Annotated in this window: 28 protein-coding genes and 1 riboswitch; of the genes, 12 read left to right on the top strand and 16 right to left on the bottom strand. The window is 72.5% G+C overall.

The genetic code is table 11. From position 1 onward, the window contains the following. The 6 genes from ACWCPF_RS31945 to ACWCPF_RS31970 form a co-directional block, all read right to left on the bottom strand. Nucleotides 1-816, bottom strand: coding sequence for an SGNH/GDSL hydrolase family protein (locus ACWCPF_RS31945; protein WP_451048583.1), 816 nt, complete (start codon nt 814-816; stop codon nt 1-3). A gap of 83 nt (nt 817-899) precedes the next feature. Next, nucleotides 900-1913: a hemolysin family protein gene (locus ACWCPF_RS31950; RefSeq protein ID WP_451048584.1), complete on the bottom strand. Its 1014-nt coding sequence runs from the start codon at nt 1911-1913 to the stop codon at nt 900-902. Beyond that, entirely contained in the window at nt 1910-3247 is a 1338-nt protein-coding gene (locus tag ACWCPF_RS31955; protein ID WP_451048585.1) for a hemolysin family protein, read from the bottom strand. Before ACWCPF_RS31955 ends, ACWCPF_RS31950 begins: the two co-directional genes overlap by 4 nt. 208 nt (nt 3248-3455) lie before the next feature. Next, entirely contained in the window at nt 3456-3905 is a 450-nt protein-coding gene (locus ACWCPF_RS31960) for a GNAT family N-acetyltransferase (RefSeq protein WP_451048586.1), read from the bottom strand. 116 nt (nt 3906-4021) lie between these two features. Then, a complete protein-coding gene (locus tag ACWCPF_RS31965) occupies nt 4022-6637 on the bottom strand; it encodes an ABC transporter permease (RefSeq protein ID WP_451048587.1) in 2616 nt (871 codons plus the stop codon). A gap of 4 nt (nt 6638-6641) precedes the next feature. After that, nucleotides 6642-7418: an ABC transporter ATP-binding protein gene (locus ACWCPF_RS31970; protein ID WP_451048588.1), complete on the bottom strand. Its 777-nt coding sequence runs from the start codon at nt 7416-7418 to the stop codon at nt 6642-6644. 120 nt (nt 7419-7538) lie between these two features. Here ACWCPF_RS31970 and ACWCPF_RS31975 point away from each other — a divergent pair, with 120 nt between their 5' ends. Both ACWCPF_RS31975 and ACWCPF_RS31980 read left to right on the top strand, forming a co-directional pair. Then, nucleotides 7539-7781, top strand: a complete 243-nt coding sequence (locus tag ACWCPF_RS31975) for a toxin-antitoxin system HicB family antitoxin (RefSeq protein ID WP_351910595.1) — start codon at nt 7539-7541, stop codon at nt 7779-7781. 4 nt (nt 7782-7785) lie between these two features. Continuing rightward, the gene (locus ACWCPF_RS31980; RefSeq protein WP_451048589.1) at nt 7786-8160 is read left to right on the top strand and encodes a fic family toxin-antitoxin system, toxin component; all 375 of its coding nucleotides are present in this window, start codon (nt 7786-7788) and stop codon (nt 8158-8160) included. A 21-nt stretch (nt 8161-8181) separates the two neighbouring features. Here the strand turns inward: ACWCPF_RS31980 and ACWCPF_RS31985 are convergent, their stop codons facing one another. Further along, entirely contained in the window at nt 8182-8877 is a 696-nt protein-coding gene (locus tag ACWCPF_RS31985; protein WP_451048590.1) for a class I SAM-dependent methyltransferase, read from the bottom strand. Between the two features lie 119 nt (nt 8878-8996). Next, nucleotides 8997-9683, bottom strand: a complete 687-nt coding sequence (locus ACWCPF_RS31990) for an esterase/lipase family protein (RefSeq protein ID WP_451048591.1) — start codon at nt 9681-9683, stop codon at nt 8997-8999. 114 nt (nt 9684-9797) lie between these two features. On the opposite strand from ACWCPF_RS31990, the gene ACWCPF_RS31995 reads away from it, so the two are divergent. Further along, nucleotides 9798-12038 carry a LuxR C-terminal-related transcriptional regulator gene (locus ACWCPF_RS31995; RefSeq protein WP_451048592.1) on the top strand — a complete coding sequence of 747 codons (2241 nt, stop codon included), beginning with the start codon at nt 9798-9800 and terminating at the stop codon, nt 12036-12038. A gap of 147 nt (nt 12039-12185) precedes the next feature. Here ACWCPF_RS31995 and bioD read toward each other — a convergent pair whose 3' ends face one another. Genes bioD through bioB form a run of 3 tightly spaced genes read right to left on the bottom strand, consistent with a single transcriptional unit; the run spans nt 12186 to nt 15434 of the window. After that, nucleotides 12186-12941 (bottom strand): dethiobiotin synthase, encoded by a 756-nt coding sequence (gene bioD / locus ACWCPF_RS32000; RefSeq protein ID WP_451048648.1) that lies wholly within the window; start codon nt 12939-12941, stop codon nt 12186-12188. Nucleotides 12942-12943: 2 nt separating this feature from the next. Next, nucleotides 12944-14239 (bottom strand): adenosylmethionine--8-amino-7-oxononanoate transaminase, encoded by a 1296-nt coding sequence (locus tag ACWCPF_RS32005; protein WP_451048593.1) that lies wholly within the window; start codon nt 14237-14239, stop codon nt 12944-12946. Next, nucleotides 14232-15434: a biotin synthase BioB gene (gene bioB / locus ACWCPF_RS32010; RefSeq protein WP_451048594.1), complete on the bottom strand. Its 1203-nt coding sequence runs from the start codon at nt 15432-15434 to the stop codon at nt 14232-14234. The genes ACWCPF_RS32005 and bioB overlap by 8 nt, the downstream gene beginning before the upstream one ends. A 149-nt stretch (nt 15435-15583) precedes the next feature. On the opposite strand from bioB, the gene ACWCPF_RS32015 reads away from it, so the two are divergent. After that, on the top strand, nt 15584-16711 hold the full coding sequence (locus ACWCPF_RS32015) for an 8-amino-7-oxononanoate synthase (protein ID WP_451048595.1): 1128 nt from the start codon (nt 15584-15586) through the stop codon (nt 16709-16711). Nucleotides 16712-16790: 79 nt separating this feature from the next. Here ACWCPF_RS32015 and ACWCPF_RS32020 read toward each other — a convergent pair whose 3' ends face one another. Then, a complete protein-coding gene (locus tag ACWCPF_RS32020) occupies nt 16791-17024 on the bottom strand; it encodes a DUF397 domain-containing protein (protein ID WP_451048596.1) in 234 nt (77 codons plus the stop codon). Nucleotides 17025-17033: 9 nt separating this feature from the next. Beyond that, complete coding sequence (locus tag ACWCPF_RS32025; RefSeq protein WP_451048597.1) at nt 17034-17894, bottom strand: helix-turn-helix domain-containing protein; 861 nt, start codon at nt 17892-17894, stop codon at nt 17034-17036. Between the two features lie 213 nt (nt 17895-18107). Between ACWCPF_RS32025 and ACWCPF_RS32030 the strand changes: the two genes are divergently transcribed. Next, on the top strand, nt 18108-18611 hold the full coding sequence (locus tag ACWCPF_RS32030) for an ATP-binding protein (protein ID WP_451048598.1): 504 nt from the start codon (nt 18108-18110) through the stop codon (nt 18609-18611). Between the two features lie 152 nt (nt 18612-18763). On the opposite strand, the gene ACWCPF_RS32035 is transcribed toward ACWCPF_RS32030, so the two are convergent. The 3 genes from ACWCPF_RS32035 to ACWCPF_RS32045 all read right to left on the bottom strand — a co-directional run bounded on the left by ACWCPF_RS32035 (nt 18764) and on the right by ACWCPF_RS32045 (nt 20764). After that, nucleotides 18764-19237, bottom strand: coding sequence for a C40 family peptidase (locus ACWCPF_RS32035; protein ID WP_450949370.1), 474 nt, complete (start codon nt 19235-19237; stop codon nt 18764-18766). A gap of 3 nt (nt 19238-19240) precedes the next feature. Beyond that, a riboswitch (cyclic di-AMP (ydaO/yuaA leader) is annotated at nt 19241-19411 on the bottom strand. A 404-nt stretch (nt 19412-19815) separates the two neighbouring features. Further along, nucleotides 19816-20121: a hypothetical protein gene (locus tag ACWCPF_RS32040; RefSeq protein WP_451048599.1), complete on the bottom strand. Its 306-nt coding sequence runs from the start codon at nt 20119-20121 to the stop codon at nt 19816-19818. A gap of 7 nt (nt 20122-20128) precedes the next feature. Then, nucleotides 20129-20764, bottom strand: coding sequence for an ATP-dependent Clp protease proteolytic subunit (locus tag ACWCPF_RS32045; protein ID WP_451048600.1), 636 nt, complete (start codon nt 20762-20764; stop codon nt 20129-20131). Nucleotides 20765-20850: 86 nt separating this feature from the next. Here ACWCPF_RS32045 and ACWCPF_RS32050 point away from each other — a divergent pair, with 86 nt between their 5' ends. The 7 genes from ACWCPF_RS32050 to ACWCPF_RS32080 all read left to right on the top strand — a co-directional run bounded on the left by ACWCPF_RS32050 (nt 20851) and on the right by ACWCPF_RS32080 (nt 25933). Beyond that, nucleotides 20851-21129 (top strand): type II toxin-antitoxin system Phd/YefM family antitoxin, encoded by a 279-nt coding sequence (locus tag ACWCPF_RS32050; RefSeq protein ID WP_351910567.1) that lies wholly within the window; start codon nt 20851-20853, stop codon nt 21127-21129. Nucleotides 21130-21299: 170 nt separating this feature from the next. Next, nucleotides 21300-21602, top strand: coding sequence for an urease subunit gamma (locus ACWCPF_RS32055; RefSeq protein WP_168506700.1), 303 nt, complete (start codon nt 21300-21302; stop codon nt 21600-21602). Nucleotides 21603-21611: 9 nt separating this feature from the next. After that, entirely contained in the window at nt 21612-21923 is a 312-nt protein-coding gene (locus tag ACWCPF_RS32060) for an urease subunit beta (protein ID WP_451048601.1), read from the top strand. Next, on the top strand, nt 21916-23637 hold the full coding sequence (locus ACWCPF_RS32065) for an urease subunit alpha (protein WP_451048602.1): 1722 nt from the start codon (nt 21916-21918) through the stop codon (nt 23635-23637). Before ACWCPF_RS32060 ends, ACWCPF_RS32065 begins: the two co-directional genes overlap by 8 nt. Before the next feature lie 37 nt (nt 23638-23674). Continuing rightward, entirely contained in the window at nt 23675-24349 is a 675-nt protein-coding gene (locus ACWCPF_RS32070) for an urease accessory protein UreF (RefSeq protein ID WP_451048603.1), read from the top strand. A gap of 146 nt (nt 24350-24495) precedes the next feature. Continuing rightward, on the top strand, nt 24496-25173 hold the full coding sequence (gene ureG / locus ACWCPF_RS32075; RefSeq protein WP_451048604.1) for an urease accessory protein UreG: 678 nt from the start codon (nt 24496-24498) through the stop codon (nt 25171-25173). A 1-nt stretch (nt 25174) separates the two neighbouring features. Beyond that, entirely contained in the window at nt 25175-25933 is a 759-nt protein-coding gene (locus tag ACWCPF_RS32080) for an urease accessory protein UreD (protein WP_451048605.1), read from the top strand. Nucleotides 25934-26009: the final 76 nt, after the last annotated feature.

The following is a 26009-nucleotide window of genomic DNA, read 5'->3' on the forward strand; positions in this document are numbered from 1 at the left end:
CTACGCCGACCCCTCGTACGGCAGCAGTTCGGCTCGTTTCGGCGGCAGGCCGTCCCCGGAGGAGCGGCCGGTCAGGCGGCGGCCGATCCAGGGGAGCAGGTACTGCCGGGCGAACCGGGCGTCGGCGACGCGCCGGGCGGTCCAGCCCGGGGGCGGCGTCGCCGGCATCGGGGTGCGCCACTCGGTGTCCTCGGCGTCGTGGCCGAGGGTCTGCCAGACCGCCTCGGCGACCCGGCGGTGGCCCTCCGGCGTCAGGTGCAGCCGGTCGACGTCCCACATCCGCGGATCGCCGAGCGACGCGGCCCCGTACAGGTCGACGACGAGTGCGCCGTGCCGCTGCGCCAGCTCCTCCACGCACTCGAACAGCTCTTCCATCCGGGGACGGAACCGCTCCAGGACGGGGCCCTGCCGGCCCGGGCTGCGCATCAGCACCAGCTGTTCGCAGGCCGGGGCCAGCTGCTCCACGGCCTGCGTCAGCAGGTCCTTCACCCGGACCATGTCGCACTTGGGGCGCAGGGTGTCGTTGAGACCGCCGACCAGCGTGATCACGTCCGCGTCCATGGCGGCGGCGACCGGCACCTGCTCCTCGACGATCTGCGAGATCAGCTTGCCGCGCACCGCCAGGTTGGCGTACCGGAAGCCGGGGGTGCGGGCGGCCATCCGGCCCGCGAGCAGGTCGGCCCAGCCGCGGTAGGTGCCGTCGGGCAGCAGGTCCGACATGCCCTCGGTGAAGGAGTCGCCGACCGCGACCAGGCTGGTGTGCTTCGGTTCCCGGTCCGGGTGCGGCGGGTTCGGGTGTGTGGGGTTCGTCTGCATGGCGACATCGATGGTAGCCCGAGTCCCATACCCGGCGGTCGGTCGGCCTGCCCGCCTCCAGGCGCCGGGCCGGACAGCCGGCGCTACGTCCGCTGGCCGAACAGTTCCCGCAGGACGTCCTCCATGGTCACCACTCCGGCCAGTCGGCCGTCCGAGCCGATCACGGCTGCCAGGTGCGTGCGGCTGCCGCGCATCGCGGTGAGGACGTCGTCCAGCGGCGTCGCCTCCCGCACGCGCGCGATGGGCCGCATGTCCCGCACCGAGAACGGCATGTCCCGCGGCGACGCGTCCAGCGCGTCCTTAACATGCAGGTAGCCGACGATCCGGCGGCCGTCGTCCACCACCGGGAAGCGGGAGAACCCGGACTCGGCCGCCAGTTGCTCCAGCTCCTCCGGAGTGACCCCCACGCGCGCGTAGAGGACCTGTTCCAGCGGCAGGACGACGTCCCGCACCGGGCGGCGGCCCAGCTCCAGGGCGTCGTGCAGCCGCTCCTGGGCGCGGTCGTCGATGAGGCCCGCCTCGCCGGCGTCCCGCACGATCTGCGCGAGCTCGGCGTCCGAGAAGGTGGCCGTGACCTCGTCCTTGGTCTCGATCCGCATGAGCTTCAGCAGCCCGTTCGCGAAGGCGTTGATCGTGAAGATCACCGGGCGCAGCCCGCGGGCCAGCGTGACCAGCGGCGGGCCCAGCAGCAGCGCGCTGCGCACCGGCTCGGCGAGCGCGATGTTCTTCGGCACCATCTCGCCGAGGAGCATGTGCAGGTAGGTGGCCAGGACCAGGGCGATCACGAAGGAGACCGCGTGGCCCGCGCCCTCGGGCACGCCCATCGCGTGGAACACCGGCTCCAGCAGGTGTGCGATGGCCGGTTCGGCGACCACGCCGAGGATCAGCGTGCACAGGGTGATGCCGAGCTGCGCGGCCGCCATCAGCGCGGACACGTGCTGCAGACCCCACAGCACGCTGTCGGCGCGCCGGTCGCCGCGCTCGGCGTGCGGCTCGATCTGGGCGCGGCGCACGGAGATCAGCGCGAACTCGGCGCCGACGAAGAACGCGTTGACGACGAGGGTCGCCAGTGCGATGAGCAACTGGACGGCGATCAACGGTCCGCCCCTTCCACATGGTTGTCGGAGGTGGGCGGCGCGTGCAGCAGCACGCGCGCGGCCCGGCGGCCGGAGGCGTCGACGACGTCCATGCGCCACCCGGCGACCTCGACGGTGTCGCCCGCGGCCGGTATCCGGCCCAGCTCGGTGGCGACCAGGCCGGCGAGCGTCTCGTACGGCCCCTCGGGGGCGTGCAGGCCCACGCGCGCGAGCTGGTCGGTGCGGGCGGCTCCGTCGGCCGAGAACAGGGCGCGGCCGTCGTCGTCCGTGCCCGCGGGGGCCAGATCGGGCGTCTCGTGCGGGTCGTGCTCGTCCCGGACCTCGCCGACGACCTCCTCGACGATGTCCTCCAGCGTCGCCACGCCCGCGGTGCCGCCGTACTCGTCGATGATCACGGCCATGGTCCGCTTGCCGGACAGCCGGTCGAGCAGCCGGTCCACGGTGAGCGACTCGGGTACGAGGAGGGGTTCGCGCAGGATCTCCGAGACGGGCACGCGCATGCGTCGCTCGGCGGGGATCGCCAGCGCGTCCTTGATGTGCGCGGTGCCGACCACCGAGTCGAGGTTGCCGCGGTACACCGGGAAGCGGGACAGACCGCTCGCCCGGGTCGCGTTCGCCACGTCCTCGCAGGTCGCGGAGGCGTCCAGGGCCATGACCTGCACGCGCGGGGTCATCACGTTCTCCGCGGTCAGATCGGCCAGGTTCAGGGTGCGCACGAACAGCTCGGCGGTGTCCGCCTCCAGGGCGCCCGCCTTCGCGGAGTGCCGGGCCAGCGCCGCGAGTTCCTGCGGGCCGCGCGCCGCCGCGAGCTCCTCGGTGGGCTCCACGCCGAAGCGGCGCACGATGCGGTTCGCGGTGCTGTTGAGATGGCTGATGAACGGCCGGAAGGCGGCGCTGAACCAGCGCTGCGCGTTGCCCACGCCCTTGGCCACCGCGAGCGGGGAGGAGATCGCCCAGTTCTTGGGCACGAGCTCGCCGACGACCATCAGGAACACGGTCGACAGCGCCGTGCCCAGCACCAGCGCGATGGAACTGGACGTGCTGCTCGACAGTCCGAGCGACTCCAGCGGCCCGGCGATCAGCTTGGCGATCGACGGCTCGGACAGCATGCCGACCACCAGATTGGTGACGGTGATGCCGAGCTGGGCCCCGGAGAGCTGGAAGGTCAGGTTCCGTACCGCCTTGAGGGCCCCGGACGCGCCGCGCTCGCCGCGCTCCACCGCCCGTTCCAGTTCGCTGCGCTCGACCGTGGTCAAGGAGAACTCGGCGGCGACGAAGGCGCCGCACACGAACGACAGCAGGATCGCCACCAGGAGCAGCAGTACTTCGGTCATCGGGTCACCTCCGTCCCAGGATCGGGCAGGGCGGGAAGGATCGCGCGATGTCGCGTACGGGTACTGGGAGGCTCGCCCATGGGCGGACGCTCACACCTTTCATGGAGTCATCGGGAAGTCATCGGGGGCTGTGTGGATGATCCACACAGCCCCCCAATGGTAAAGGATCGGCAAAAGTACCTTCGGTCGGCTCCGGGCCGGTCGGCGATCAGCCGGTGAGCGGCTTCACCCAGCGCCGCCACTTCTCCTCCGGCGCGTACCCCGCCGCACTCCAGGCATGGTGCGCCGTCTCGTTGCGGGTGAGCACCATCGCGTCGCCGCGCCGCCCGCCCAGCCCCACGAACCGCTCCTCCGCGGCGGCCAGCAGCGCCGACCCGATGCCCTGTCGGCGGCGCTCCGGGTGCACCGCCAGCCGGTACAGATGACACCGCCAGCCGTCGAACCCGGCGATCACCGTCCCGACCAGCTCGCCGCCGGCCCCGCTCCCGTGCGCGCCGAAGTGCTCGGCGAGGATCAGCGCCTCGGGGTCCCGAGCGACGAGTCGCTCCACTCCGCCGCGGTCGTCGCTGATGCTCGTGCCCTCGGCGGCGGTCTTCCAGAAGGCGAGGACGGTGTCCAGGTCGTCGGGCGTCGCAGCCCGTATCCGCAGATCAGACATGCGCCGATCCCATCACGGACGGCGCGCCCGGACCCGGAATTCCACCATCCGGACGCGCGCCTCCGCGCAGCTCGGCAACGACCGGAACGGACGCGTCACGGACGCTCCGGGCTTCCTCACTCGTGGGCGATGGCCGCCAGCACGTTCATCCGCGACGCGCGCAGCGCGGGCAGCAGCGCTGCGACGACGCCGACGACCGCGGAGCCCACGACGACCCCGACGAGCGTGCCCCACGGGACGGCGAAGGCCTTCATGCCCTGCAACGCCAGCACCTGCTGTATGCACACGCCCCACACCAGGCCGAGCGCCAACCCCAGCACCGCGCCGAACACCGCGATCACCACCGACTCCAGCCGGATCATCCGGCGCAACTGCCGCCGGCCCAGCCCGATGGCGCGCAGCAGCCCGATCTCCCGGGTCCGCTCCACCACCGACAGCGCCAGGGTGTTGACCACGCCGAGCACCGCGATGACGATCGCGAGTCCGAGCAGCGCGTACACCAGGTACAGCAGGACGGCGATCTGGTCGTGCACCAGCTTCTTGTAGTCGGCCTGGTCACGGGCCTGGACCTGCGGATACGCGTCGAGCGTCTTGTCGAGCCGGGGGCGCAGCCGGTCGGCCGTGGTGCCGGGGGCCGCGTTCACGTACAGCGCGGAGTCCTGTCCGCCCGGCACGTACTTCTCGACGGTCGCGATCCCGAAGAACAGCCCGCCCTGGGTGCCGAAGCCGTCGGCCGCGTCCTGGTCGGAGAGCGCGCCGACCTTCAGCGACGTCGTTTGGCGGCCGGGGAACTCCACCGGGAGCACGCTGCCGAGCTTCACGCCGTGGTCCTTCGCGAAGTCCACGTCCATGCCCATGGCGCCCGGGGCCAGCGCCGCCGCGGTGTCGCCCTCGGCGTACGTGACGTGCGCGACGTCGTCGACCTGGTCGTCGTAGCCGGTGGCGGTCGTCTCGACGCGCTCGCCGTCGGGCAGCCGGACGGCGATCGGCGCGAACCGCTGGCGGACCACGAGGCCGACGCCCTCGGTGTCGCGCACCGCGTTCGTCACCTCCGCGGAGAACGGGGTGAAGTTGGCGTTCTGGACGACGAAGTCGGCGCCCAGCGTTTTGTCGATCTGCTCGTCGAACGACTTGGACATCGAGGCGCTGGCCACCGACATCCCGCCCACTAGGGCGAGGCCGACCATCAGCGCGGCCGCCGTGGCGCCCGTACGGCGCGGGTTGCGCAGCGCGTTGCGCTGGCTCATCCGGCCGACCGGCCCGAACAGCGCGGGGAACGCGCCGCCGAGGACCCGGATCACCGGGCGGACCAGGATCGGGCCCGCGATGACGGTGGCGATGAGTGTGAGGATCACGCCCAGGCCCAGCAGGGAGGCCGCGGACGCCGTCTCCGACGAGCTCACGCAGCCGACGAGCGCGGCCGCGCCGAGCGCCCCGACGACCGTGCCCACGATGGCGCGCACCTTCAGCGGCCGGCCCACCCCGGCGATGTCCGCGTCCGCGAGGGCCGCCATCGGCGACACGGTCGCGGCGCGCCGGGCCGGGAGGTAGGCCGCCACGAAGGTGACGCCGACGCCCACGACGTAGGACGCCACCGGGGTGCCCCAGCCGACGACCATCTCCGTGGTCTTCAGGTTCATGCCGAACGCGCTCATCAGCTTGATCAGCCCGGCCGCGAGACCGATGCCGGCGGCGAGGCCCAGCGTGGAGCCGACCAGCCCGAGCAGCACCGCCTCGGTCAGCACCGAGCGGCGCACCTGGCGGCGGTCCGCGCCCAGGGCGCGCAGGAGTCCCAGCTCCCGGGTGCGCTGGGCGATCAGCATCGAGAACGTGTTGACGATCAGGAACACGCCGACCAGCACGGCGATCCCGGCGAAGCCGAGCATCACGTACTTGATCACGTCGAGGAACCCGCCCAGGGCCTCCGCCGACGACTCCGCCTGCTCGTCCGCCGTCTTCACCTCGTACCCGCCGGAGGACCCGCCCGAGGACTCGTCGGCGGACCCGTCTGCGGACGCGCCGGAGCCGAGGGCGGCGACGACGCGCTGCTTGAGCACCTCGTCGCTCACCCCCTGCGCCGCGTCGACGGAGACGGCCGTGGCCTTGTCCGCCGAGCCCAGGAGCTGGGCGGCGGCGGTCTTGGAGTCCAGGAAGACCAGGGCCGCGCCCGGGTTGGTGGTGGTGAAGGTGGCGATGCCGACGATCTCCACCTTGAACGAGCCCGGCTGGGCCATCACGGTGAGGGTGTCGCCGATCTTCACATGCTTCTTGTCGGCGGTGTCGGCGTCGAGCATGGCTTCGCCGGCGCCGCGCGGGGCGTGGCCGGAGGTCAGCTTCACCGGGCTGCGGTCGGTGAGATACCAGTCCGTGGCGATGGTGGGCGCGCCGGTGGTCGGCCCGACGGACTTGTTGTCGCTGTCGACGACCGTGATGTTCTCCACGCTCACGTCCGCGTGAGCCGACGCGACCCCGTCCACCCGGGCCAGCTGACCGGCGAGCGAGGCCGGGAGCGTCTGGACCGCGCCGGACGGCACCGCCGAGCTCAGGTCGTCCCTGGGCTCGACCGTCACGTCCGCCGCCGTGGACGCGAAGAGCCGGTCGAAGGTGCGCGTCACCGTGTCGGAGAAGATCAGGCTGCCCGCGACGAAGGCCACCGACAGGACGACCGCGAGCGCGGACAGCAGCAGCCGCCCCTTGTGGGCGAGGAAACTCCTCAGCGTGGCTTTCAGCACCGGGTCAGCTCTCCTCGGGGGCCGTGCCGTCGACCGGTGCGCGGGTGACGTCGAAACGCTTCATGCGTTCGAGTACCGCCTCTGGCGTAGGGCGCTCGATCTGGTCCACTATCCGGCCGTCCGCCAGGAAGAGGACCAGGTCGGAGTGGGCGGCGGCCCCCGGGTCGTGGGTGACCATGACGACCGTCTGGCCCAGGTTGTCGACGGCCTCGCGCAGGAACGCGAGGACTTCGAGCCCGGCGCGCGAGTCCAGGTTGCCGGTCGGCTCGTCCGCGAAGATCAGCTCGGGGCGGGAGGCGAGCGCCCGGGCGCAGGCCACCCGCTGCTGCTGGCCGCCGGACAGCTGCGACGGCCGGTGCTTGAGTCGGTCCCGCAGGCCCAGGGTGTCGATCACCTGGTCGAGCCACTTCTGGTCGGGCTTCTGACCTGCGATGTCCATCGGCAGGGTGATGTTCTCGGCCGCGTTCAGCGTCGGGATCAGATTGAACGACTGGAACATGAACCCGATCCGGTCCCGCCGCAGCCGGGTCAGCTCCCGGTCCTTCAGCCCCGTGATCTCGGTGTCGCCGAGCCACACCTGACCGGCCGAGACGCTGTCGAGACCGGCCAGACAGTGCATCAGCGTGGACTTCCCGGAGCCCGAGGGCCCCATGACCGCCGTGAAACGGCCGCGCGCGATGCTCACGTCCACCGAGTCCAGGGCCAGCACCGTGGTCTCGCCGGAACCGTACGCCTTGGTCAGGCCGTGGGCGCGGGCCGCGATCCCGTCGGGTGTGGACAAGGTTGCCTCCTCCGTCGCGTCGACGTGCCGAGACTAGTGTGACCCGGCGCACAGGCGGTATCACTTTTCCGTTGCGGCGCGCCCTTGCCGCTGCTAGCACCTCGGCGCTAGCGTCGAGGTATGGCGAAGACCCAGCTGAACGTACGCGTCGACGAGGGCACGGCCCAGGTCGCCCGTGAGCGCGCCACGGCCCGCGGCATGAGCGTCAACCGCTATATCGAAGAGCTGGTCAGACAGGACGCCGGGGAAATCGGACATACGTTCGTCGAAGCGGCCAGTGACTTCATGAAGCAGTACGAGACGGTCTTCGTCGAGGAGTTCGGCGCGGAACGCGAGGGCAGCATGCGCGAAGGTCGCCGCTGATCCCTTGAGCGACCTTCGTATCGACCTTGCCTGGCTGCTCATGCTCGCCGAACAGAACACACCGGGAGACCCTCAGGTCACCGACTGGGGAGCGCTGGTCGCGGCCGTGGCCCGCCACCGGGCCGAGATATTCGACGTCCCCGTATACGACGACCCGCAGGCCCGCGCCGCCTCGCTGCTCCAACTGCTCATCCACGTCCCGGCGTTGGAACGCTCCAACGCCCTGTTCGCCTGCGCCGTCGCGTACGCCTATCTCGTCGCCAGCGGACTGAAGGTCACGACCTCGCCCGAACAGGTCCGCGATCTGGCCCGGCTGGCGAAGACCGGGGAGGCGTCGGTGGCCGACATCGCGCGCGAACTGCGCCGGTGGAGCGGGTGAGCCACGTGCGGCCGTGAGCCCTCAGCCGGCCTCCTCCGAAGGCCGCCGGGCGGTGCCCGTCACACAGTAGGAGAACGGCAGCCGCGGCCCGTTCTCCGGCAGCAGCATCCGCCGGTACGGGCCCGGCTCGAACCCGGCGTCGCGCAGCGCGCCGACCGCGTCCCGGCCGAGCCGGCAGCCGCCCGCCAGGTACGGCCACACCGTGCGGTCCAGCGCACGCTGGGTGAACCGCATCGCCCGCCCGCCGCCCGGACCGTGTTCGAGGAACCGCACCTCGCCCCCGGGCCGCAGCACCCGCCGCAGCTCGGCCAGCGCCCGCGGCACGTCCCGCACGCTGCACAGCACCAGACAGACCACCGCCGCGTCGAACGCCTCGCTCTTGACCGGCAGCGCCTCCGCCACTCCCGGCACGACGTCCACGGGCACCTCGGCGCGCAGGGCCGCCTCCAGCGCCAACTGCCGCATCATGCGCTCCGGTTCGATCGCGACGACCTCCGAGACGGCGGCCGGGTAGTGCGCGAAGTTCAGTCCGTTGCCCGCGCCGATCTCGATGACCCGGCCGGAGAGCCCGGCGAGCAGCCCGTCCCGCACCCCGGACAGCCCGCCGCGGGTCTCCGCGGCCGCGCCGAACCGGGCGTAGCAACGGGCGAAGAGGGGATGGTGGACGGAGTCACCGGGCGCCTTGGCGGACCCGGAGCCGGTGAAACGCAGCGGCATGGCGACCTCCCGGGCAGAACGGGCCTACCGGGATTCTTCCCCGGGCAGGCCCGTCGCACCCTCCCGTCGCACACTGCGCCGACCGGGCCGGCCCCGCGGGGCCCGACCCGGCGAGCGGCTCACTGGATGAAGTCGCGCACCTGCTCGTAGACGCCGTAGTCGTTGTTCATGTCGTTGTGCGAGATGCACCCGACGCCGACGTTCGTGGCCCCGCTCAGCAGGGCCGAGGAGTCCGGATCGATGGCCGCGTCGCAGTTCGACCAGTAGGTCGCGTAGTTCACGCTGCCGGGCGTCTCGTCACCGGAGTTGAGCGAGGTGAGGAACGAGCTTCCGGTGACCATCTCGGCGCAGGAGGTGTACAGCCAACTGCACCACGAGGCCACCGACGTCCCGTGGTTGGTGCCCGCCACGGAGACGAAGTCGTCCACGTAGGCGGTCCCGCCGAGGTTCTTGAGGTAGTAGCGGGAGCTGAGCGCCCCCATGGAGTGGACGACCACGTCGACCTTGCTCGCGCCGGTTCTCGCCAGCACGTTCTTGATCTCGGTGTTCAGCTGGGCGGCGGTGGTGGCGTTGGACTGGGACCAGCTGTACGTCCACGCGTCCAGCTCGGCGGCCGTGTAGCCGTCGGCCTTGAAGTCGGCGACCCAGTCGTTCCAGCTGCTGGAGGAGGAGCTGAGGCCGTGTACGAAGACGATCGGGTCGTGGGTCGCGGCTCGGGCTGTGGGGGCCGAGAACGACAGTGACAGAAGGAGCGAAGAGGCCACGGCCGAGACAGCCGCGGCGATGCGACGCTTGGAGCGCTGCATGATGCCTCCTGAAACGTATGGGGTTGCTCGGAGTGTCCGGCGGGTCTACGCGCGCCGCATCGGTGAAATCGCCGGTCTTTACGGCTCAATTAACTCGCCAGTAACGTCAGTCGTGTGGTGACACCGGTGAACCCCCCACGTATTGACCGCCCTTCGCCACCGAGGCCCCCGGACGCGTTCCGGCGCCCGGTCGCCGCGCTGCCCGAAGGCGTCCGTGTGCGCGTGCTGCGCCTGGTGCACGGCGACCCGCGCGCCGCCGTCGAACTCGCCTCCCGGCTGACCGACCGTCAGACGGCCGGCCTCGACCCGCTGCCGGCCGAACCCGTCGACCTCGCCCCCGAGATCCTGCGCGCCCACCGCCGGGAGGTCCGGGCCCTGCCCGACGACACCCGGCTGCTGCTCCTGCTGGCCGCCGCCGACCAGTACCCGGTGCCCACCCACGCCTTCCTGCGGGCCGTCGCCGCCGCCCGACTCGACACCCGGCCCCTGGAGGCGGCCGAGGCGGCGGGCCTCGCCTACGCCACGGCCGGCGGGGTCGGCTTCCGGGACGCCTGGACCCGGATCGCCGCCTACGAGACGGCCGTCCCCGCCGACCGGCGCGACGCGCACCGGCTGCTCGCCCGCGTCCTGCACGGCCCCGCGGAGACGCCCCGGCGGTCCTGGCACCGCGGAGCGGGCGCGCTCGGCCCCAGCGGGCGGCTCGCCGCCGAGTTGACGGCCGCCGCCGCCCAGGCCCGCGCCGCCGACGACCCGGCGCTCTCGGGCGCCCTCGCCGAACGGGCCGCCGCCCTGTGCACGGACCCCCGTGAACAGTCCCGCCTGCACGCCCGGGCGGCGGCCGACGCCTGGCACCGCGGCGACGGCGACCGGTCCCGCGCCCTGGCCGCCCGCACCGACGCCGACGCCCTCACCGGCGTCCTCGCCCTACGGACCGGACACGCGGGGGAGGCCTTCGACGCGCTGCTCGCAGGGGCGACGCGGGCGGCCCAGACGCAGGACACGGGCGGCGCCGATGCCGCCGCCGCACAGGTCCTGGCCCGGGCGGCCGACCCCGCCGCCCCCGTCGGCCACCTCCTCGCCCGCGCCGCGGAAGCCGCCGTCTACACCGGTGACCTGCGTCGATGTCGTGAGGCGGCGGCCCTCGCCCGGCACTCGGGCATCGACCCGCCGGGTGTCCTGGGCGGAATCGCGGCGGCCGTCGACGGGCGGTACGAGGACGCGCGCGACCTGCTGGAGGCGACCGCCGGACGGTGCGGACCGGGCGGCGACCCCACCCTCCTCGTCCACGCGGGCATCGCCGCCCTTCTGCTCGGCGACCACGCCCGCGCCGCCACCGCCACCGTCCGCGCGGCCGCCGCCGCCCGTGCCCGGGGCGTCACCCCCGCCGTGTCCCAGGCCCTGGAGTTCCGGGCCTACGCCGACTTCTGGACCGGCCGCCCGCGCGCCGCCGAGGCGGCCGCGCTGGACGCCCTGCGCCAGGCGTACGCCACCGGACAGGACAACGGGGCCTGCCATCTGCAGGCGGCCCTGGCGATGTTCGCCGCGCTCACCGGCGAGGCCGACCTGTGCCGGGAGCGGGCCGCGGCCGCCCGCTCGTACGCCGTCGCCCACGGCCTGGGGCTGCCCGCCGCGCTGGCGCAGTGGGCGCTGGCCTTCCTCGACCTGGGCCACGGCCGCTACGACGCCGCCGCGACCCGGCTGCGCGCGCTCGCGGGCTCCGGCCCCGGCCACGGCCATCGGGCCATCCGTCATCTGGCCACCCCGCACTACGTCGAGGCCGCCGCCCGCACCGGCGACACCCGTATCGCCCGCGCCGCGCACGCCGACTACGACCGCTGGGCCCGTGCCGTCGACAGCCCCGACGACCTGGCCCTCAGCGCCCGCTGCCGGGCCCTGCTCACCCCCGGCGAAGACTCCCTCGCCCATTACCGCACCGCCCTCGACCTGCACGCCGACGGCACACGCGCCTTCGAACGCGCCCGCACGGAACTGCTGTTCGGCAGTGCGCTGCGCAGACTGCGCCGGCGCGCGGAGGCCCGCGACCGGCTGCACAGCGCCCTGGAGGCGTTCGAGTCCTTCGACGCCCCGCACTGCGTCGAGGTCGCCCGCGAAGAGCTCCGCGCGCTCGGCGCCCCCGCCGCCTCCACCCGGGCGGGCGAACGCCCGACGACCCACCTGACCGCCCAGCAGCTCCTGGTCGCGCGCCTCGCGGCCGACGGCGCCACGAACCGCGAGATCGCCGCCCGCCTGGCCCTCAGCCCCCGCACCATCGACCACCACCTGCGAGGCGTCTTCACCCGCCTGGGCATCCGCTCCCGCATCGAACTCGTACGGCTGCTGGCGGAAGGGGAGTAAGCGCTCCGCTGGAAGTGCCGCGCTGTGTCGGGCTGTGTCGTCGTTCTGCTGCGGCGCCGTCGTTGCTGGTCGCTCCCCCACTCTCGGCTGCGCTCGAGGGGGGGACCCCCATCGCGGCGGAGCCGCATATGTCAGCGCCCCGCGCCCCTAAAGGGGCGCTGCCGAACCGTAGCTGACTTCGCCCCGCCCGCTTAGGGCCTGTCCACGGAACGCCTCAGCCTCCCACGTTCCGTCCAGTCGTGGTGCCAGCCAACTCGGGGCCGCGGTGCGGAAGTCGGCGGGCGGGAGGGCGCCGACCCCCGTGGGCAGCGCCCCCAGCAGCGGGGCCGCGGCCACCTCCGGCAGGTCCGCGACGTTGCAACGGGACGCCAGGTCGGGGGAGTCGGGCCAGCCGCCGATGACGACACCCAACAACTCCACGCCCCGAGACCGCAGTTCACGGGCCGTCAGTTCCGTCGTGTTCAGCGTGCCCAGCCCCGCCGAGGCCACCAGCAGCACCGGCGCCCGCAGCGCCTGCGCCGCGTCGGCCAGCGTCCCGCCCGCTTCGTCGAACCGCACGAGCAGTCCGCCCGCACCCTCGACGAGCACCAGGTCGTGCTCCGCGGCCAGCTTCTGGGCCGCCTCCGCCACTTCGTGCGGACGCACCGGCGCAAGGCCCGAGCGCCGGGCCGCCGTCCCCGGCGCCAACGGCTCCGGATAGCGGGCGAGTTCGGCCGTGGTGAGCGCACCCGCGAGCCGCGCGACCTCCTCGACGTCCCCGGGCTCGTCCGGCCGGACGCCCGTCTGCGCGGGCTTCAGCACGGCCACCGACCGGCCCGCCGCCAGCGCCGACGCGGCGACCGCGGCCGTGGTGACGGTCTTGCCGACCTCCGTGCCCGTTCCCGTGATCACCAGGATCGGCATGCTCATCCCTCCCGCGCCGCGGCGCACACCGCGCGCGCGATCCGTGCCACATCCGCGTCACCGGTGACGTACGGCGGCATCGTGTACACGAGGTCGCGGAACGGCCGCAGCCAGACGCCCTCGCGCACCGCGGCCTCGGTGGCCGCCTTCATGTCCACCTCGTGGTCGAGCTGGACGACCCCGATCGCGCCCAGGACCCGGACGTCCCGCACCCCGGGGATCTCCAGGGCGGGCGCGAGTCCGTCCCGCAGGCCCGTCTCGATCCGCTTGACCTCCGCGAGCCAGTCCTGCCCGAGCAGCAGCTCGAGCGAGGCGCAGGCGACGGCGGCGGCGAGCGGGTTGCCCATGAACGTTGGGCCGTGCGCCAGCACCGGCACCTCGCCCCGCGAGATCCCGTCGGCCACCCTGGACGTGCACAGGGCCGCCGCCATGGTGAGATAGCCGCCGGTCAGCGCCTTGCCGACGCACATCACGTCCGGCGTGACCGCCGCGTGCTCCGCCGCGAACAGCGCGCCGGTGCGGCCGAACCCGGTCGCGATCTCGTCGAACACCAGCAGCACATCGTGCGCGTCGCACGCCTCGCGCAGCACCCGCAGATAGGCGGGGGAGTGGAACCGCATCCCGCCGGCCCCCTGCACCACCGGCTCCACGATGACCGCGGCCAGTTCGTCGGCGTGCCGCTCGATCGCCGCCCGCAGCACGTCGGCGTACGCCTCCTCGTACTCCGCCGGGGGCGGGTCCACGAAGACCTGGCGGGGCAGCACCCCGGTCCACAGGTCGTGCATCCCGCCCTCGGGGTCGCACACTGACATCGGCTGCCAGGTGTCGCCGTGGTAGCCGCCGCGCCAGGTCAGCAGCCGCTGCTTGCCCGGACGGCCCAGCGAACGCCAGTACTGCAGGCACATCTTCACCGCGACCTCGACCGACACCGACCCCGAGTCGGCCAGGAAGACATGCTCCAGACCCTCGGGCGACATGTCGACAAGGAGCTTCGCCAGCCGGACGGCGGGCTCATGGGTGAGCCCGCCGAACATCACATGACTCATCCGGCCCAACTGCTCGCGCACGGCCTCGTCGAGCACCGGGTGGCGGTAGCCGTGGATCGCCGACCACCAGGACGACATCCCGTCGACCAGCTCACGCGAGCCCGAGCTGTCGGCGATCCGCAGCCGGACCCCGCTCGCCGACTCCACGACGAGCGGGTCCACCCGGCCGGGCATCGGCCCGTACGGATGCCAGACGTGCCGCCGGTCCAGCGCCAGCAGCTCCGGGACGTCGAAGAGGGGCAGCTCAGGCATTGGGCGCGAGATCGGTGCCGGCGCCCCGACGGCGCACGGCGACCAGGTCGGTTCGGGGCTCGCTCGCGGCCGGCGCGGCAGCGGCCGTCCCGCACAGACCGCCGCCCGCGTGCGACCCGCAGCCGCCCCCTTCGTGCGATCCGCACCCGGCGTCGGCGTGCGACCCGCAGCCGCCGCCCGCCTCCGCCGTGACCCGGTGCTCCGGCAGCGTGACCTGCCCCGCGCCCTCCACCTCGAACCCGGCGTCCGCGATCATCTCCAGGTCGGCCTTGCCGGCCTGGCCCTCGGTCGTGAGGTAGTCGCCGAGGAAGATCGAGTTGGCCAGGTGCAGGGCGAGCGGCTGCATCGTGCGCAGATGGACCTCACGGCCGCCCGCGATGCGCACCTCGACGTCCGGGCACACGAACCGCACCATCGCCAGGATCCGCAGACAGCGCTGCGGGGTGAGGTTCCACTCCTTGGCCAGCGGGGTGCCGTCGACCGGGATGAGGAAGTTGACCGGCACCGAGTCCGGGTCCAGCTCGCGCAGCGAGAAGACGACGTCCACCAGGTCCTCGTCCGACTCGCCCATGCCGGCGATCAGCCCCGAGCACGCCGACAGACCGGCCGCGTGCGCCTTCTGGACCGTGTCCACCCGATCGGCGTACGTGTGCGTCGTGGTGATCTCGCCGTAGGTCGACTCGGAGGTGTTCAGGTTGTGGTTGTAGGCGTCGGCGCCCGCCTCGCGCAGCCGCTCCGCCTGGCCGTCGGAGAGCAGCCCCAGACAGGCGCACACCTCGACGCCCTCGTTCTGGTCCTTGATCGCCTTGATGGTGCCCGCGACCCGGTCCACGTCCCGGTCCGTCGGCCCGCGCCCGGACGCCACCAGGCAGACCCGCTTGGCCCCGCCCGCGAGTCCCGCCGCCGCGGCCTTCGAGGCCTCGTCCGGCTTGAGCCAGGTGTACTTGAGGATCCCGGCCGTGGAGCCCAGCCGCTGGGAGCAGTAGGAGCAGTCCTCGGGGCACAGCCCCGACTTGAGGTTGACGAGGTAGTTGAGCTTCACCCGGCGCCCGAACCACTGCCGGCGCACCTTGCCGGCCGCGGCCACCACATCGAGCACGTCGTCGTCGGAAGTGGCGAGGACGGCCAGCGCTTCCTCGCGGGTCGGCAGCTCGCGCCGAAGCCCCTTGTCCACCAGCGTGTTCAGCAGGTCCATGAGAGCCGATCCTGTCCTACGGACCTCCTCCGGGCCAAGGTAGGGATCGCACAACACACCCGGTTCGACGTGTGGGTATTGCCACACCGTGGGTGGGCGGCCGGGCCGCTAGGGTCTGTCCGCTACCTACAAAATCCCCCGGAGGACCCATGGCGTTCGGCTGGATCGACGAGCAGGCGGAGCTGCGCCGCCGGGCCGGACTCGTCCGGACGCTGCGGCCCCGCCCCGCCGACTCGCCGCTCCTCGATCTCGCGAGCAACGACTACCTGGGCCTGGCCCGCCATCCCGAGGTCGTCGAGGGGGCCGTGGCGGCCGCCCGGGCCTGGGGCGGCGGCGCGACCGGCTCCCGGCTCGTCACCGGCACCACGGAGCTGCACGGCGAGCTGGAGCGGGAGCTCGCCGAGCACTGCGGGTTCGAGGCGGCTCTGGTCTTCTCCTCCGGGTACGCGGCCAATCTCGCCGCGGTCACCGCGCTGGCCCCGCACGGCTCGCTGATCGTCTCCGACGCGGGCAACCACGCCTCGCTCATCGACGGCTGCCGGCTGGCCCGCGGCGCGACCCAGGTCGTCGGGCACGCCGACCCGGACGCGGTGCGCAAAGCGCTCGCCACCCACGACGGACCGGCCGTGGCCGTCTCCGACACCGTCTTCTCGGTCGACGGCGACGCCGCCCCGCTGGCCGCCCTCGCGGCCGCCTGCCGGGAGCACGGCGCCGCACTCGTCGTGGACGACGCCCACGGCCTCGGCGTGCTCGGGGACGGCGGACAGGGCGCCCCGTACGCGGCGGGTCTGGCGGGCGCCGACGACGTCGTCGTCACGGTCACGCTGTCCAAGTCGCTCGGCAGCCAGGGCGGGGCCGTGCTGGGTCCCGCGCGCGTGATCGACCACCTGGTGAACGCGGCCCGCACGTTCATCTTCGACACGGGACTGGCGCCGGCGGCGGCGGGCGCGGCGCTGGCGGCGCTCCGGCTGCTGCGCAGGGAGCCGCGGCGGGCGCCACGCGCGCGTGCGGTGGCGGGCGAGCTGTACGCGCGCCTGACGGCCGCGGGCCTGGAAGCGGTGCGTCCGGACGCCGCGGTCGTCTCCGTGCGTGCACCGTCCCCGGAGGAGGCCGTGCAGTGGGCGGCGGACTGCCGGTCGGCAGGCCTGGCCGTGGGCTGCTTCCGTCCTCCCTCCGTGCCCGACGGCATCTCACGCCTCAGGCTGACCGCCCGGGCGGACCTCTCCGGGGCCGAGCTGGAACGCGCTGTACGGGTGATCGGCGAGACGCGACCATGAGTCGGCGTCACACGGCCGTGGGTCGCCGCTGACCGGTGGGTCGGTCGCCGCTGAGGGTGCGCCGACTACTGCGGTGCGGTCAGCGCAACGCGGCCGTGAAACCCGTCCAGCTCTCGGGGGAGAAGAGCAGGGCGGGCCCGGCCGGGTCCTTGGAGTCGCGTACGGCGAGCAGACCGGCCCAGGGGCCGGTGGCCGGCCGGGCCGTCTCGACGCAGTTGTTCGCTCCCGTGCTGTAGCTGCTGCGCAGCCACCGCACATCCGGGAGCTGGTCGGGATCGGTACGGGAAGGTACGTTCCGCGGTACTGCGGACATGGTGCCTCCTTACGCGCCGCCTGCTATCGCGGCGATGTAATCCGATGAGTCCCCGGGCGAAAGGGCATGCGCCCGAAGGGCGTTGAAGGCCTCGGTGTAGGCCTCGAGGTGTTCTTTCCGTTCGAGATAGAGGCTACTCGTCAAGTGGTCGAGAACAACCACATCCAGATCAGAAGTGCGCGAAAATGAGAAGATAACGAAAGGCCCGGTTACGCCGATATGCGCCCCGGCGGCGAACGGAAGGACCTGCAGCCGCACTTGGGGCAGCCGCGCGGCCTCCACGAGCCGACCGAGCTGCTGCGCCATCACCTCGGGACCGCCCACCTCCCGCCGCAGCACCGCCTCGTCAAGGACCGCGCTCAGCTCCAGCGGCGGCCGCGCGCGCAGCACGTCCTGCCGGGCCAGTCGCACCTCGACCAGCGTGTCGAGCTGATCCTCGGTGACGCCCTCCACCGCGGCCCTGGTCACCGCACGGGCGTACTCGGGAGTCTGCAACAGCCCCGGTACCACACTCGTCTCCAGTGTGCGCATCGCGCTCGCCTGGGACTCCAGGCTGATGAAGTCCCGGTAGGTGGGCGGCAGCACCCCGCGGTAGGCGTGCCACCAGTGGTCCCGGCCGCCGCTGCCGTCGTCGCCGGCCAACGCCAGCATCAGCTCGCGCAGTTGCGGATCGACCACCCCGTAGGCGTCGAGGAGTAACCGCACATCGGCCGGTTTTGACCCACTGGTGCCCGTCTCGATGCGGCTCACCTTGGACTGGTGCCAGCCCACGAGCCGGGCGGCCTCACCACTGGTGAGGCCCGCGTGGGCGCGCAGATTGCGCAGTTCGGCGCCCAGCTTCCGGCGGCGCACCGCGGGTCCGTGCTGCATGGGCTCCTCCTTACTCCTTACGGGCCGTCCAAATACGCTCTGCCGTCGCAGAGTTCACCGCATTGAGCGACAGATATATGCATATCTTGGTGGATCGCCACCCGTGACCGGCGCGGTAATGGCAGTCTGGCGAAGAAGCACCAGTCCGGGACCGTACTCGAACCATCCGCTCCGTGTCGGACCCCGGTCCCGTGGGAAAGGGACGACGTCGCCATGGCAGATCACCTGGAAGCATCCGTCACTCTGCCGAGCGATCCCGCCTCGGTCTCCACAGCCCGCGGTTTCGTGGCCGGCACCCTCGGAGAATGGGGTCTGCCGGCGGACGCGGAGGCGGCCGACACCATCCGGCTGATCGTCTCGGAACTGACCACCAACGCCGTACAGCACACCTTCGGGCAGTCACCCACCTTCACGGTGGACCTCGTCCTCGACCGTGACGAACACTTGCGCATCGGTGTCACCGACAGCCACCCGCGCTTCCCCAAACGACTGCCGGCCGCCGTCCAGCAGGACAACGGCCGAGGCATGGTGATCATTCGCTGGCTGACCGCGGAGTGCGGCGGCAGGCTCAGAGTGCGGCCCACCCGGGAGGGCGGCAAGACGGTCACCGTCGAGCTCCCGTGGACGGCCGCGGCGCCGGAGCCGGTGGCCGGAGCCCTCGCGGCCCCGGCCCCGGCGAGACAGGCCCCGGCGGAGGGCGAGATCCCGGGACGATGACAGCGCGTCAGGACGCCACCACCGCCCCGGGAGGCCCAGCGCCCCAAAGGGGCGCGAGGCGCTGACATCTGCGGCTCCGCCGCGCGGGCGCGACCAGCCACGACGCCGCCGCAGCAAAACCACGACCTATCGCGGCGCCTCCAGCGGAGCGCCTAGCGGACCCGCCCGTACCAGACGCTCTTAGTCCAGATCTTCTGCAGCTTCACCACGTCTCCTGTCTTCGGCGAGTGCCAGATCTTGCCGTTACCCGCGTAGATCCCGACGTGGTACACGCTCGAACCCGAGTGGAAGAAGACCAGGTCGCCTGCCTTGCGGCTCGACGCCGTGATGTGCTTGGTCTTGTTGTACTGCTGGGCCGCCGTCCGAGGCAGGCTCTTGCCCGCCTTCTTGTACGAGTACAGCGTGAGCCCCGAGCAGTCGAACCGCTTCGGCCCGGTCGCCCCGTACTTGTACGGAGCGCCCTTCTTGGAGGCCGCGATCTGGAGCGCCTTCGTCGCCGGTGTGGCGGCCGCGGCGTCCGAGGCGAGCCCCGGGACCACGACCGTGCCGCCCACGGCGGCGATGGCGAACGCCGAGGCCGTACCGGCCCGGGCCATGAGCGACGGGACACGATTGAGCGCAGTCATGCGCAACCCTTCGTCAGCCGCCTGTGAAGGATGACCTGTCGGATTCGGGCTGACAAAGTTGCCCGGCCGCGACTGCGGCTTCACCCCAAGGGCTGCTCGGCCCGGTCATGGCGTGACCGTGCCGGCGACCCGTCTTGCTCGGGTCCTCCACTCCTGCCGATGCACTTCTGTCGACCGGGCATCCGGGCGGCGGCAGGACTCGGCGTCCGCCCGGACCGCCCCGCCGCTGTGGCGGGGGCTTGTCGTCAGTCAGGGATCTTGGCTCACTCGTGTCCGAAAATCCCAACGGAACCGGGGATTTGTGGGGTTACTCACCACTCACCCGTTCGGGTGGACACCCTGATGGCCGATCAGGTGTCAAGGATGCCAAAGGGCCCCGGACCAGCGGCGGAGTCTTTTGTTCCGCCCGAAAAAGGTGCTTTCGCGCAACTTCGGCGAGCGCGAAAAAGCAACGGCCTCTACGCCGAACAGGGGTAACCCGTCTGGTCCGTTTCAACTCCGGTCCGGACGCCGCGTTCGGGGCGCGCGCCGCCCGGACCGGAGCGCGGTCCGCTCCGGCCGCCGGGTCGGGGTTCGGGTCAACTGTCGGAGAGCGGAGGCACCGTGACGCGCGCCGTTCGGCGCTCCCCGTCCAGGACGCGCAGCGCCCGCGCGAGCGTCGGCGCGTGGAACTCGCTCTCGCCCCGCTGGTGCATCAGCGTCAGCGCGTCGCGCAGCGCGGTCGCCTTGGCCACCAGCGCCTGGGCCGCGCGCAGCGAGCGGTACGTGTCCCCGTGGTGGGCGGGATTGATCCGGCCGAGCAGGTCGACCACGTCCAGGTAACCGTCGATCAACTCGGCCTCGGCGCGCGTCAGGGCGGGCAGCGGCGGCAGTTCGGGCACCATCGGCGGCTCACCTCCCGCCCTGCGGGCCGGCCGAGGGCCTGCGGCTCGGGATGACCGCGTCCACCAGGCCGTACTCCAGGGCTTCCGGGGCGGTGAGGATCTTGTCCCGCTCGATGTCCTCGGTCACCTGCTCCGGCGTCCGTCCGGTGTGCCGGACGAGCATCGCCTCCAGGCTCGCCCGGACGCGGGCCAGTTCCTCCGCCTGGATCGCGAGATCGCTGGTCTGGCCCTCGACGGGCCCGGGCAGCGACGGCTGGCGGATCGTCATCCGCGCCCCCGGCAGCGCGAACCGTTTGCCCGGTGTGCCGGCCGCGAGCAGCACCGCGGCGGACGAGTCCGCCCGGCCCAGACAGGTCGTCTCCACGTCGCAGGCGACGTAACGGATCGTGTCGTAGAGGGCCGTCAGCGCGCTGAACGAGCCGCCGGGGGAGTTGATGTACAGCGCGATGTCCCGGTCCGGGTCCTGGTGCTCCAGGTACATGAGCTGCGCCATCACGTCGTTCGCCGAGATGTCGTCGATCGGTGTCCCGAGGAAGACGATCCGCTCCTCCAGCAGCTTCGAGTACGGATCCATGGTCCGCGTCCCGAAGCTCGTGCGCTCGGTGAACTCGGGCAGGACATGGCGGGCGGACGGTCGGTGCATCGTGCCCCCTCCTTCGATGTCTTCTCTTCGTGTCCGTCGGTGTCTGTAAAAAATGTACAGGACGTACGTGACGTTAGAATGGGGTCATGGCCTACGAGATTCCGGTGACGCAAGCCAGGGCTGAGCTCGCCGACCTGATCAACCGCGTGGTGTACGGCGGTGAGCGCGTCGTCGTGACTCGGCACGGCAAGCCCCTCGTCGCCCTCGTCTCCGCTTCCGACCTGGAGCGACTCGACGAACTGGACCGGCCCGCCGAGGAGCCGGTGATCAGCTCGGTCTCCGCCGTGCGCGAGGTCGCGTCCGCTCCGCGCGAACAGCAGCGGTTCGGGATCGCCGCGGAACACCGGGGCCCGAACCCGAGGTGACCCTCGGAACGACTCGCGGAAGGGCCGCTGCCCGCCGGATACGTCACAGCTCGGTTAACTTGCTCGAAATGCGGTCCAACTAGCCTGCCCGTCCATGCCACCAGGGGCTTTTCCGTGTGGCCGCGGCAACCGGACCCCGCACGGTCCGGAGCGAGGATGTGAGGTGGGACGTGCAACTGACCCCGCACGAGCAGGAGAGGCTGCTGATCCACGTGGCGGCCGACGTCGCCGAGAAGCGCCGGGCCCGTGGGCTCAAGCTGAACCACCCGGAGGCCGTGGCCCTCATCACGTCGCACATCCTCGAAGGGGCGCGTGACGGCCGTACGGTCGCCGAGCTGATGTCCTCCGGCCGCAAGATCCTCACCCGCGACGACGTCATGGACGGCATCCCCGAGATGATCCACGACGTGCAGGTCGAGGCCACCTTCCCGGACGGCACCAAGCTCGTCACCGTCCACGACCCGATCGTCTGAGGGGCCTCGATGATTCCCGGAGAGATCCTCTTCGCGGACGAGCCGGTCGTGTACAACGCGGGCCGTGAGGTCACCCGGCTCACCGTGCTCAACGCCGCCGACCGGCCGGTCCAGGTCGGCTCCCACTACCACTTCGCGGAGGCCAACCCGGGCCTGGAGTTCGACCGGGCCGCCGCGCGCGGCAAACGGCTGAACGTCGCCGCCGGCACCGCCGTGCGCTTCGAGCCCGGACTCCCCGTCGACGTCGAACTCGTCCCCCTGGCCGGCGCCCGGGTCGTGCCCGGTCTGCGCGGGGAGACCGGAGGTGCCCTCGATGCCTGAGATCTCGCGTGCCGCCTACGCCGACCTGTTCGGCCCGACGACCGGCGACCGCATCCGGCTCGCCGACACCGACCTGCTGATCGAGATCGAGGAGGACCGCTGCGGCGGCCCCGGCCTCGCCGGCGAAGAGGCGGTCTTCGGCGGCGGCAAGGTCATCCGTGAGTCCATGGGACAGTCCCGCGCTACGCGCGCAGACGGCACGCCCGACACCGTCATCACGGGCGCGGTCGTCGTCGACCACTGGGGTGTCGTCAAGGCCGACGTCGGCATCCGCGACGGGCGGATCACCGGCATCGGCAAGGCCGGCAACCCCGACACGATGGACGGCGTCCACCCGGACCTGGTGATCGGCCCGGAGACAGAGATCATCGCCGGCAACGGGCGGATCCTGACGGCCGGGGCGGTCGACGCGCACGTCCACTTCATCTGCCCCCAGATCGCCGACGAGGCGCTGTCCGCGGGCGTCACGACGCTGGTCGGCGGCGGCACCGGGCCGGCCGAGGGCTCGAAGGCGACCACCGTGACGCCCGGCCCCTGGCACCTGGCCCGGATGCTGGCGGCGATGGAGCAGTACCCGCTGAACATCGGCTTCCTCGGCAAGGGCAACACCGTCTCGCACGAGGCGATGCTGTCGCAGATCCGGGGCGGGGCGCTGGGCCTGAAGCTGCACGAGGACTGGGGCTCGACCCCGGCCGTCATCGACGCCTCGCTGACCGTCGCCGAACGGACGGGCGTCCAGGTCGCGATCCACACGGACACCCTCAACGAGGCCGGGTTCGTGGGCGACACGCTCGGCGCGATCGCCGGACGCGGCATCCACGCGTACCACACCGAGGGCGCGGGCGGCGGGCACGCGCCGGACATCATGACCGTCGTCTCCGAGCCGCATGTGCTGCCCAGCTCGACCAACCCGACGCGGCCGTACACGGTGAACACCGCCGAGGAACACCTCGACATGCTCATGGTGTGCCACCACCTCAACCCGGCGGTCCCGGAGGACCTCGCCTTCGCCGAGTCGCGGATCCGCCCCTCGACGATCGGGGCGGAGGACATACTGCACGACCTCGGCGCGATCTCGATCATCTCCTCCGACGCCCAGGCCATGGGCCGGGTCGGCGAGGTCATCCTGCGCACCTGGCAGACCGCGCACGTGATGAAGCGGCGCCGGGGCGCGCTGCCCGGCGACGGCCGGGCGGACAACCACCGCGTACGCCGCTACATCGCCAAGTACACGATCAACCCCGCGCTCGCGCAGGGGCTGGCCCGCGAGATCGGCTCGATCGAGGGCGGCAAGCTCGCCGACCTGGTGCTGTGGGAGCCGGCGTTCTTCGGCGTCAAGCCGCACCTGGTCATCAAGGGCGGCCAGATCGCCTATGCGCAGATGGGCGACGCCAACGCGTCGATCCCCACCCCGCAGCCGATCCTGCCGCGCCCGATGTTCGGCGCGATCGGCCGCGCCCCGGCCGCCAACTCGTTCAACTTCGTGGCGCCGCTGGCGATCGAGGACGGACTTCCGGAGCGGCTGCAACTGGGCAAGAGGTTCGTCGCCATCGAGTCGACGCGCGCGGTGACCAAGGCGGACATGCGGGAGAACGACGCCCGGCCGCGCGTCCGCGTCGACCCCGACAGCTTCGCCGTGCACATCGACGGCGAACTGGTCGAGGCGACTCCGGCGGCCGAACTCCCCATGGCCCAGCGCTACTTCCTGTTCTGAGGGTGGTGACGGCGGTGACGGCTGTGAGGACGTCGACGTGACGAGGGCAGCACTGCTCGTCCTGGCCGACGGCCGCTTCCCCGCCGGAGGGCATGCGCACTCCGGCGGGGCGGAGGCCGCGGTGAAGGCGGGCCGGATCACCGGCGCGGCCGACCTGGAGGCCTTCTGCCGGGGGCGGTTGCACACGGCCGGACTGGTGGCGGCGGCGCTGGCCGCGGCGGCGGCCGTCGGGGCGGACCCGGCGGAGCTGGACGCGGCGGCGGACGCCCGCACCCCGTCCCCGGCGCTGCGGGCGGCCGCGCGGAAACTGGGCCGACAGCTGATGCGGGCCGCCCGGGCGACCTGGCCGAGCGCCGAACTCGACGCCGTGGCACGGGAGTTCCCCAAGGGGGCGCATCAGCCCGTGGTGTTGGGGCTGACGGCGCGGGCGGCCGGCCTCGGCGCCGCGGACGCCGCGTACTGCGCGGTCTACGAGAGCGTGAGCGGACCGGCGACGGCCGTGGTGCGGTTGCTGAGCCTCGACCCGTTCGAGGCGACGGCCGCCCTGGCCCGGTTGGCACCGGAGTTGGACCAAGTGGTCGACCGGGCGGTGTCCGCGGGGGCGGCCGTTCCGGCCGCGGGGGTCGACGTGCTGCCTGCGGCGTCGGCGCCGTTGCTGGAGATCGGGGCGGAGGTGCATGCGGCTTGGCCGGTGCGGTTGTTCGCCTCCTAGCTTTTCTCGCCCCCGCCGCCCCTTCCCATTCCCGACCCTGGGGGCTCTGCCCCCAGACCCCCGTTCGGCCCCGAAAGGGCCTCGTCCTCAAACTCCCCCAGAGGGGGGACCCCCAGACGGGCTAAAAGACATAGGAGCCGCTCGCCATGCATCTTGACCACTCCCCCCGCGGGCCCGCTGCCGTCAGTGCCGATGCTCGTCGGGGCGACGGGGCGCGCCGCGCTCTGCGGATCGGGCTCGGTGGGCCCGTCGGGTCCGGGAAGACGGCCACCGTGGCCGCGCTCTGCCGGGCGCTGCGCGACGAGTTGTCCCTCGCCGTCGTCACCAACGACATCTACACCCGCGAGGACGCCGAGTTCCTGCTCCGTGAAGCCGTGCTGCCGCCCGAGCGGATCACGGCCGTCGAGACGGGCGCCTGCCCGCACACCGCGATCCGGGACGACATCTCCGCGAACCTCGAAGCGGTGGAGGACCTGGAGGACGAGGTCGGGCCGCTGGACCTGATCCTCGTCGAGTCCGGCGGGGACAACCTCACCGCCACCTTCTCCAAGGGGCTCGTCGACGCGCAGATCTTCGTCATCGACGTCGCCGGCGGGGACGACATCCCGCGCAAGGGCGGGCCCGGGGTCACCACCGCCGATCTGCTCGTCGTCAACAAGACCGACCTCGCGCCGTACGTCGGCTCCGACCTCGCCCGGATGGCCGCCGACGCCAAGGCCCAGCGTGCCGAACTGCCGGTCGTCTTCCAGTCGTTGCGGAGCGAGGCCGGGGTCGCGGACGTCGCCGCGTGGGTGCGGGCGCAGTTCGCCGGCTGGACGGCGTGACGTGGGCGGTGTGCACGCCACCGCACGGATCGGGGCGAGGGACGACGGGCGCGGGGGGACCGCTCTGCCGGTGCTGGAGAGCGACGGGCCGCTCGCCCTGCGGCGCACCCGGGGGACGGGCGGCGAGGCACGGGTCATGCTCGTCGGGGCGATGAGCGGGCCCCTCGGCGGTGACCGGTTCGCCGTCGAGGCGGACGTCGGGAGCGGCGCCCGGCTGCGGGTGGGCTCGGCCGCCGCCACCATCGCGCTGCCCGGTCAGGTGAAGGAGGAGGCCCACTACGACGTGCGCCTCACCGTCGCCGACGGCGGCGAACTGCACTGGCTGCCCGAGCCGTTGATCTCGGCGCAGGGCAGCGACCTGTTCCTCACCACGCGGGCGGACCTGGCCGCCGGCGCCCGGCTGGTGCTGCGCGAGGAGCAGGTCCTCGGACGGGCGGGGGAGGAGCCCGGCCGGCTCACCGGACGGCTGGTCGTGCGGGTCGCCGGGCGGGTCGTCCTCGACCAGGAGCTGGCCTGCGGGCCCGGGGCACCCGGCGGCTGGGACGGGCCGGCCGTCCTCGCGGGACACCGTGCTGTGGGCCAAGTCGTGGTCGTGCGGCCGGAGTTCGCCGAGCGGCCGGTGACCGCCCAGGTCTTCGGGGAGCACGCCTGCGTCATGCCGTTGGCCGGGCCCGCCGCCCTCGTCACGGCTGTCGCGGCCGACGGGCTGCGGCTGCGGCGGGTACTGGACGAAACGCTCATCGCGCTCGACATCCGGTGAGCGGTATACCTCTCTCCGGTTATCGGATTGGCAAAGAAGGTCAACGACACCTGTCCTCAGGCGGCTCACAGCCGAA

It is taken from the genome of Streptomyces sp. NPDC001858, assembly GCF_053594615.1.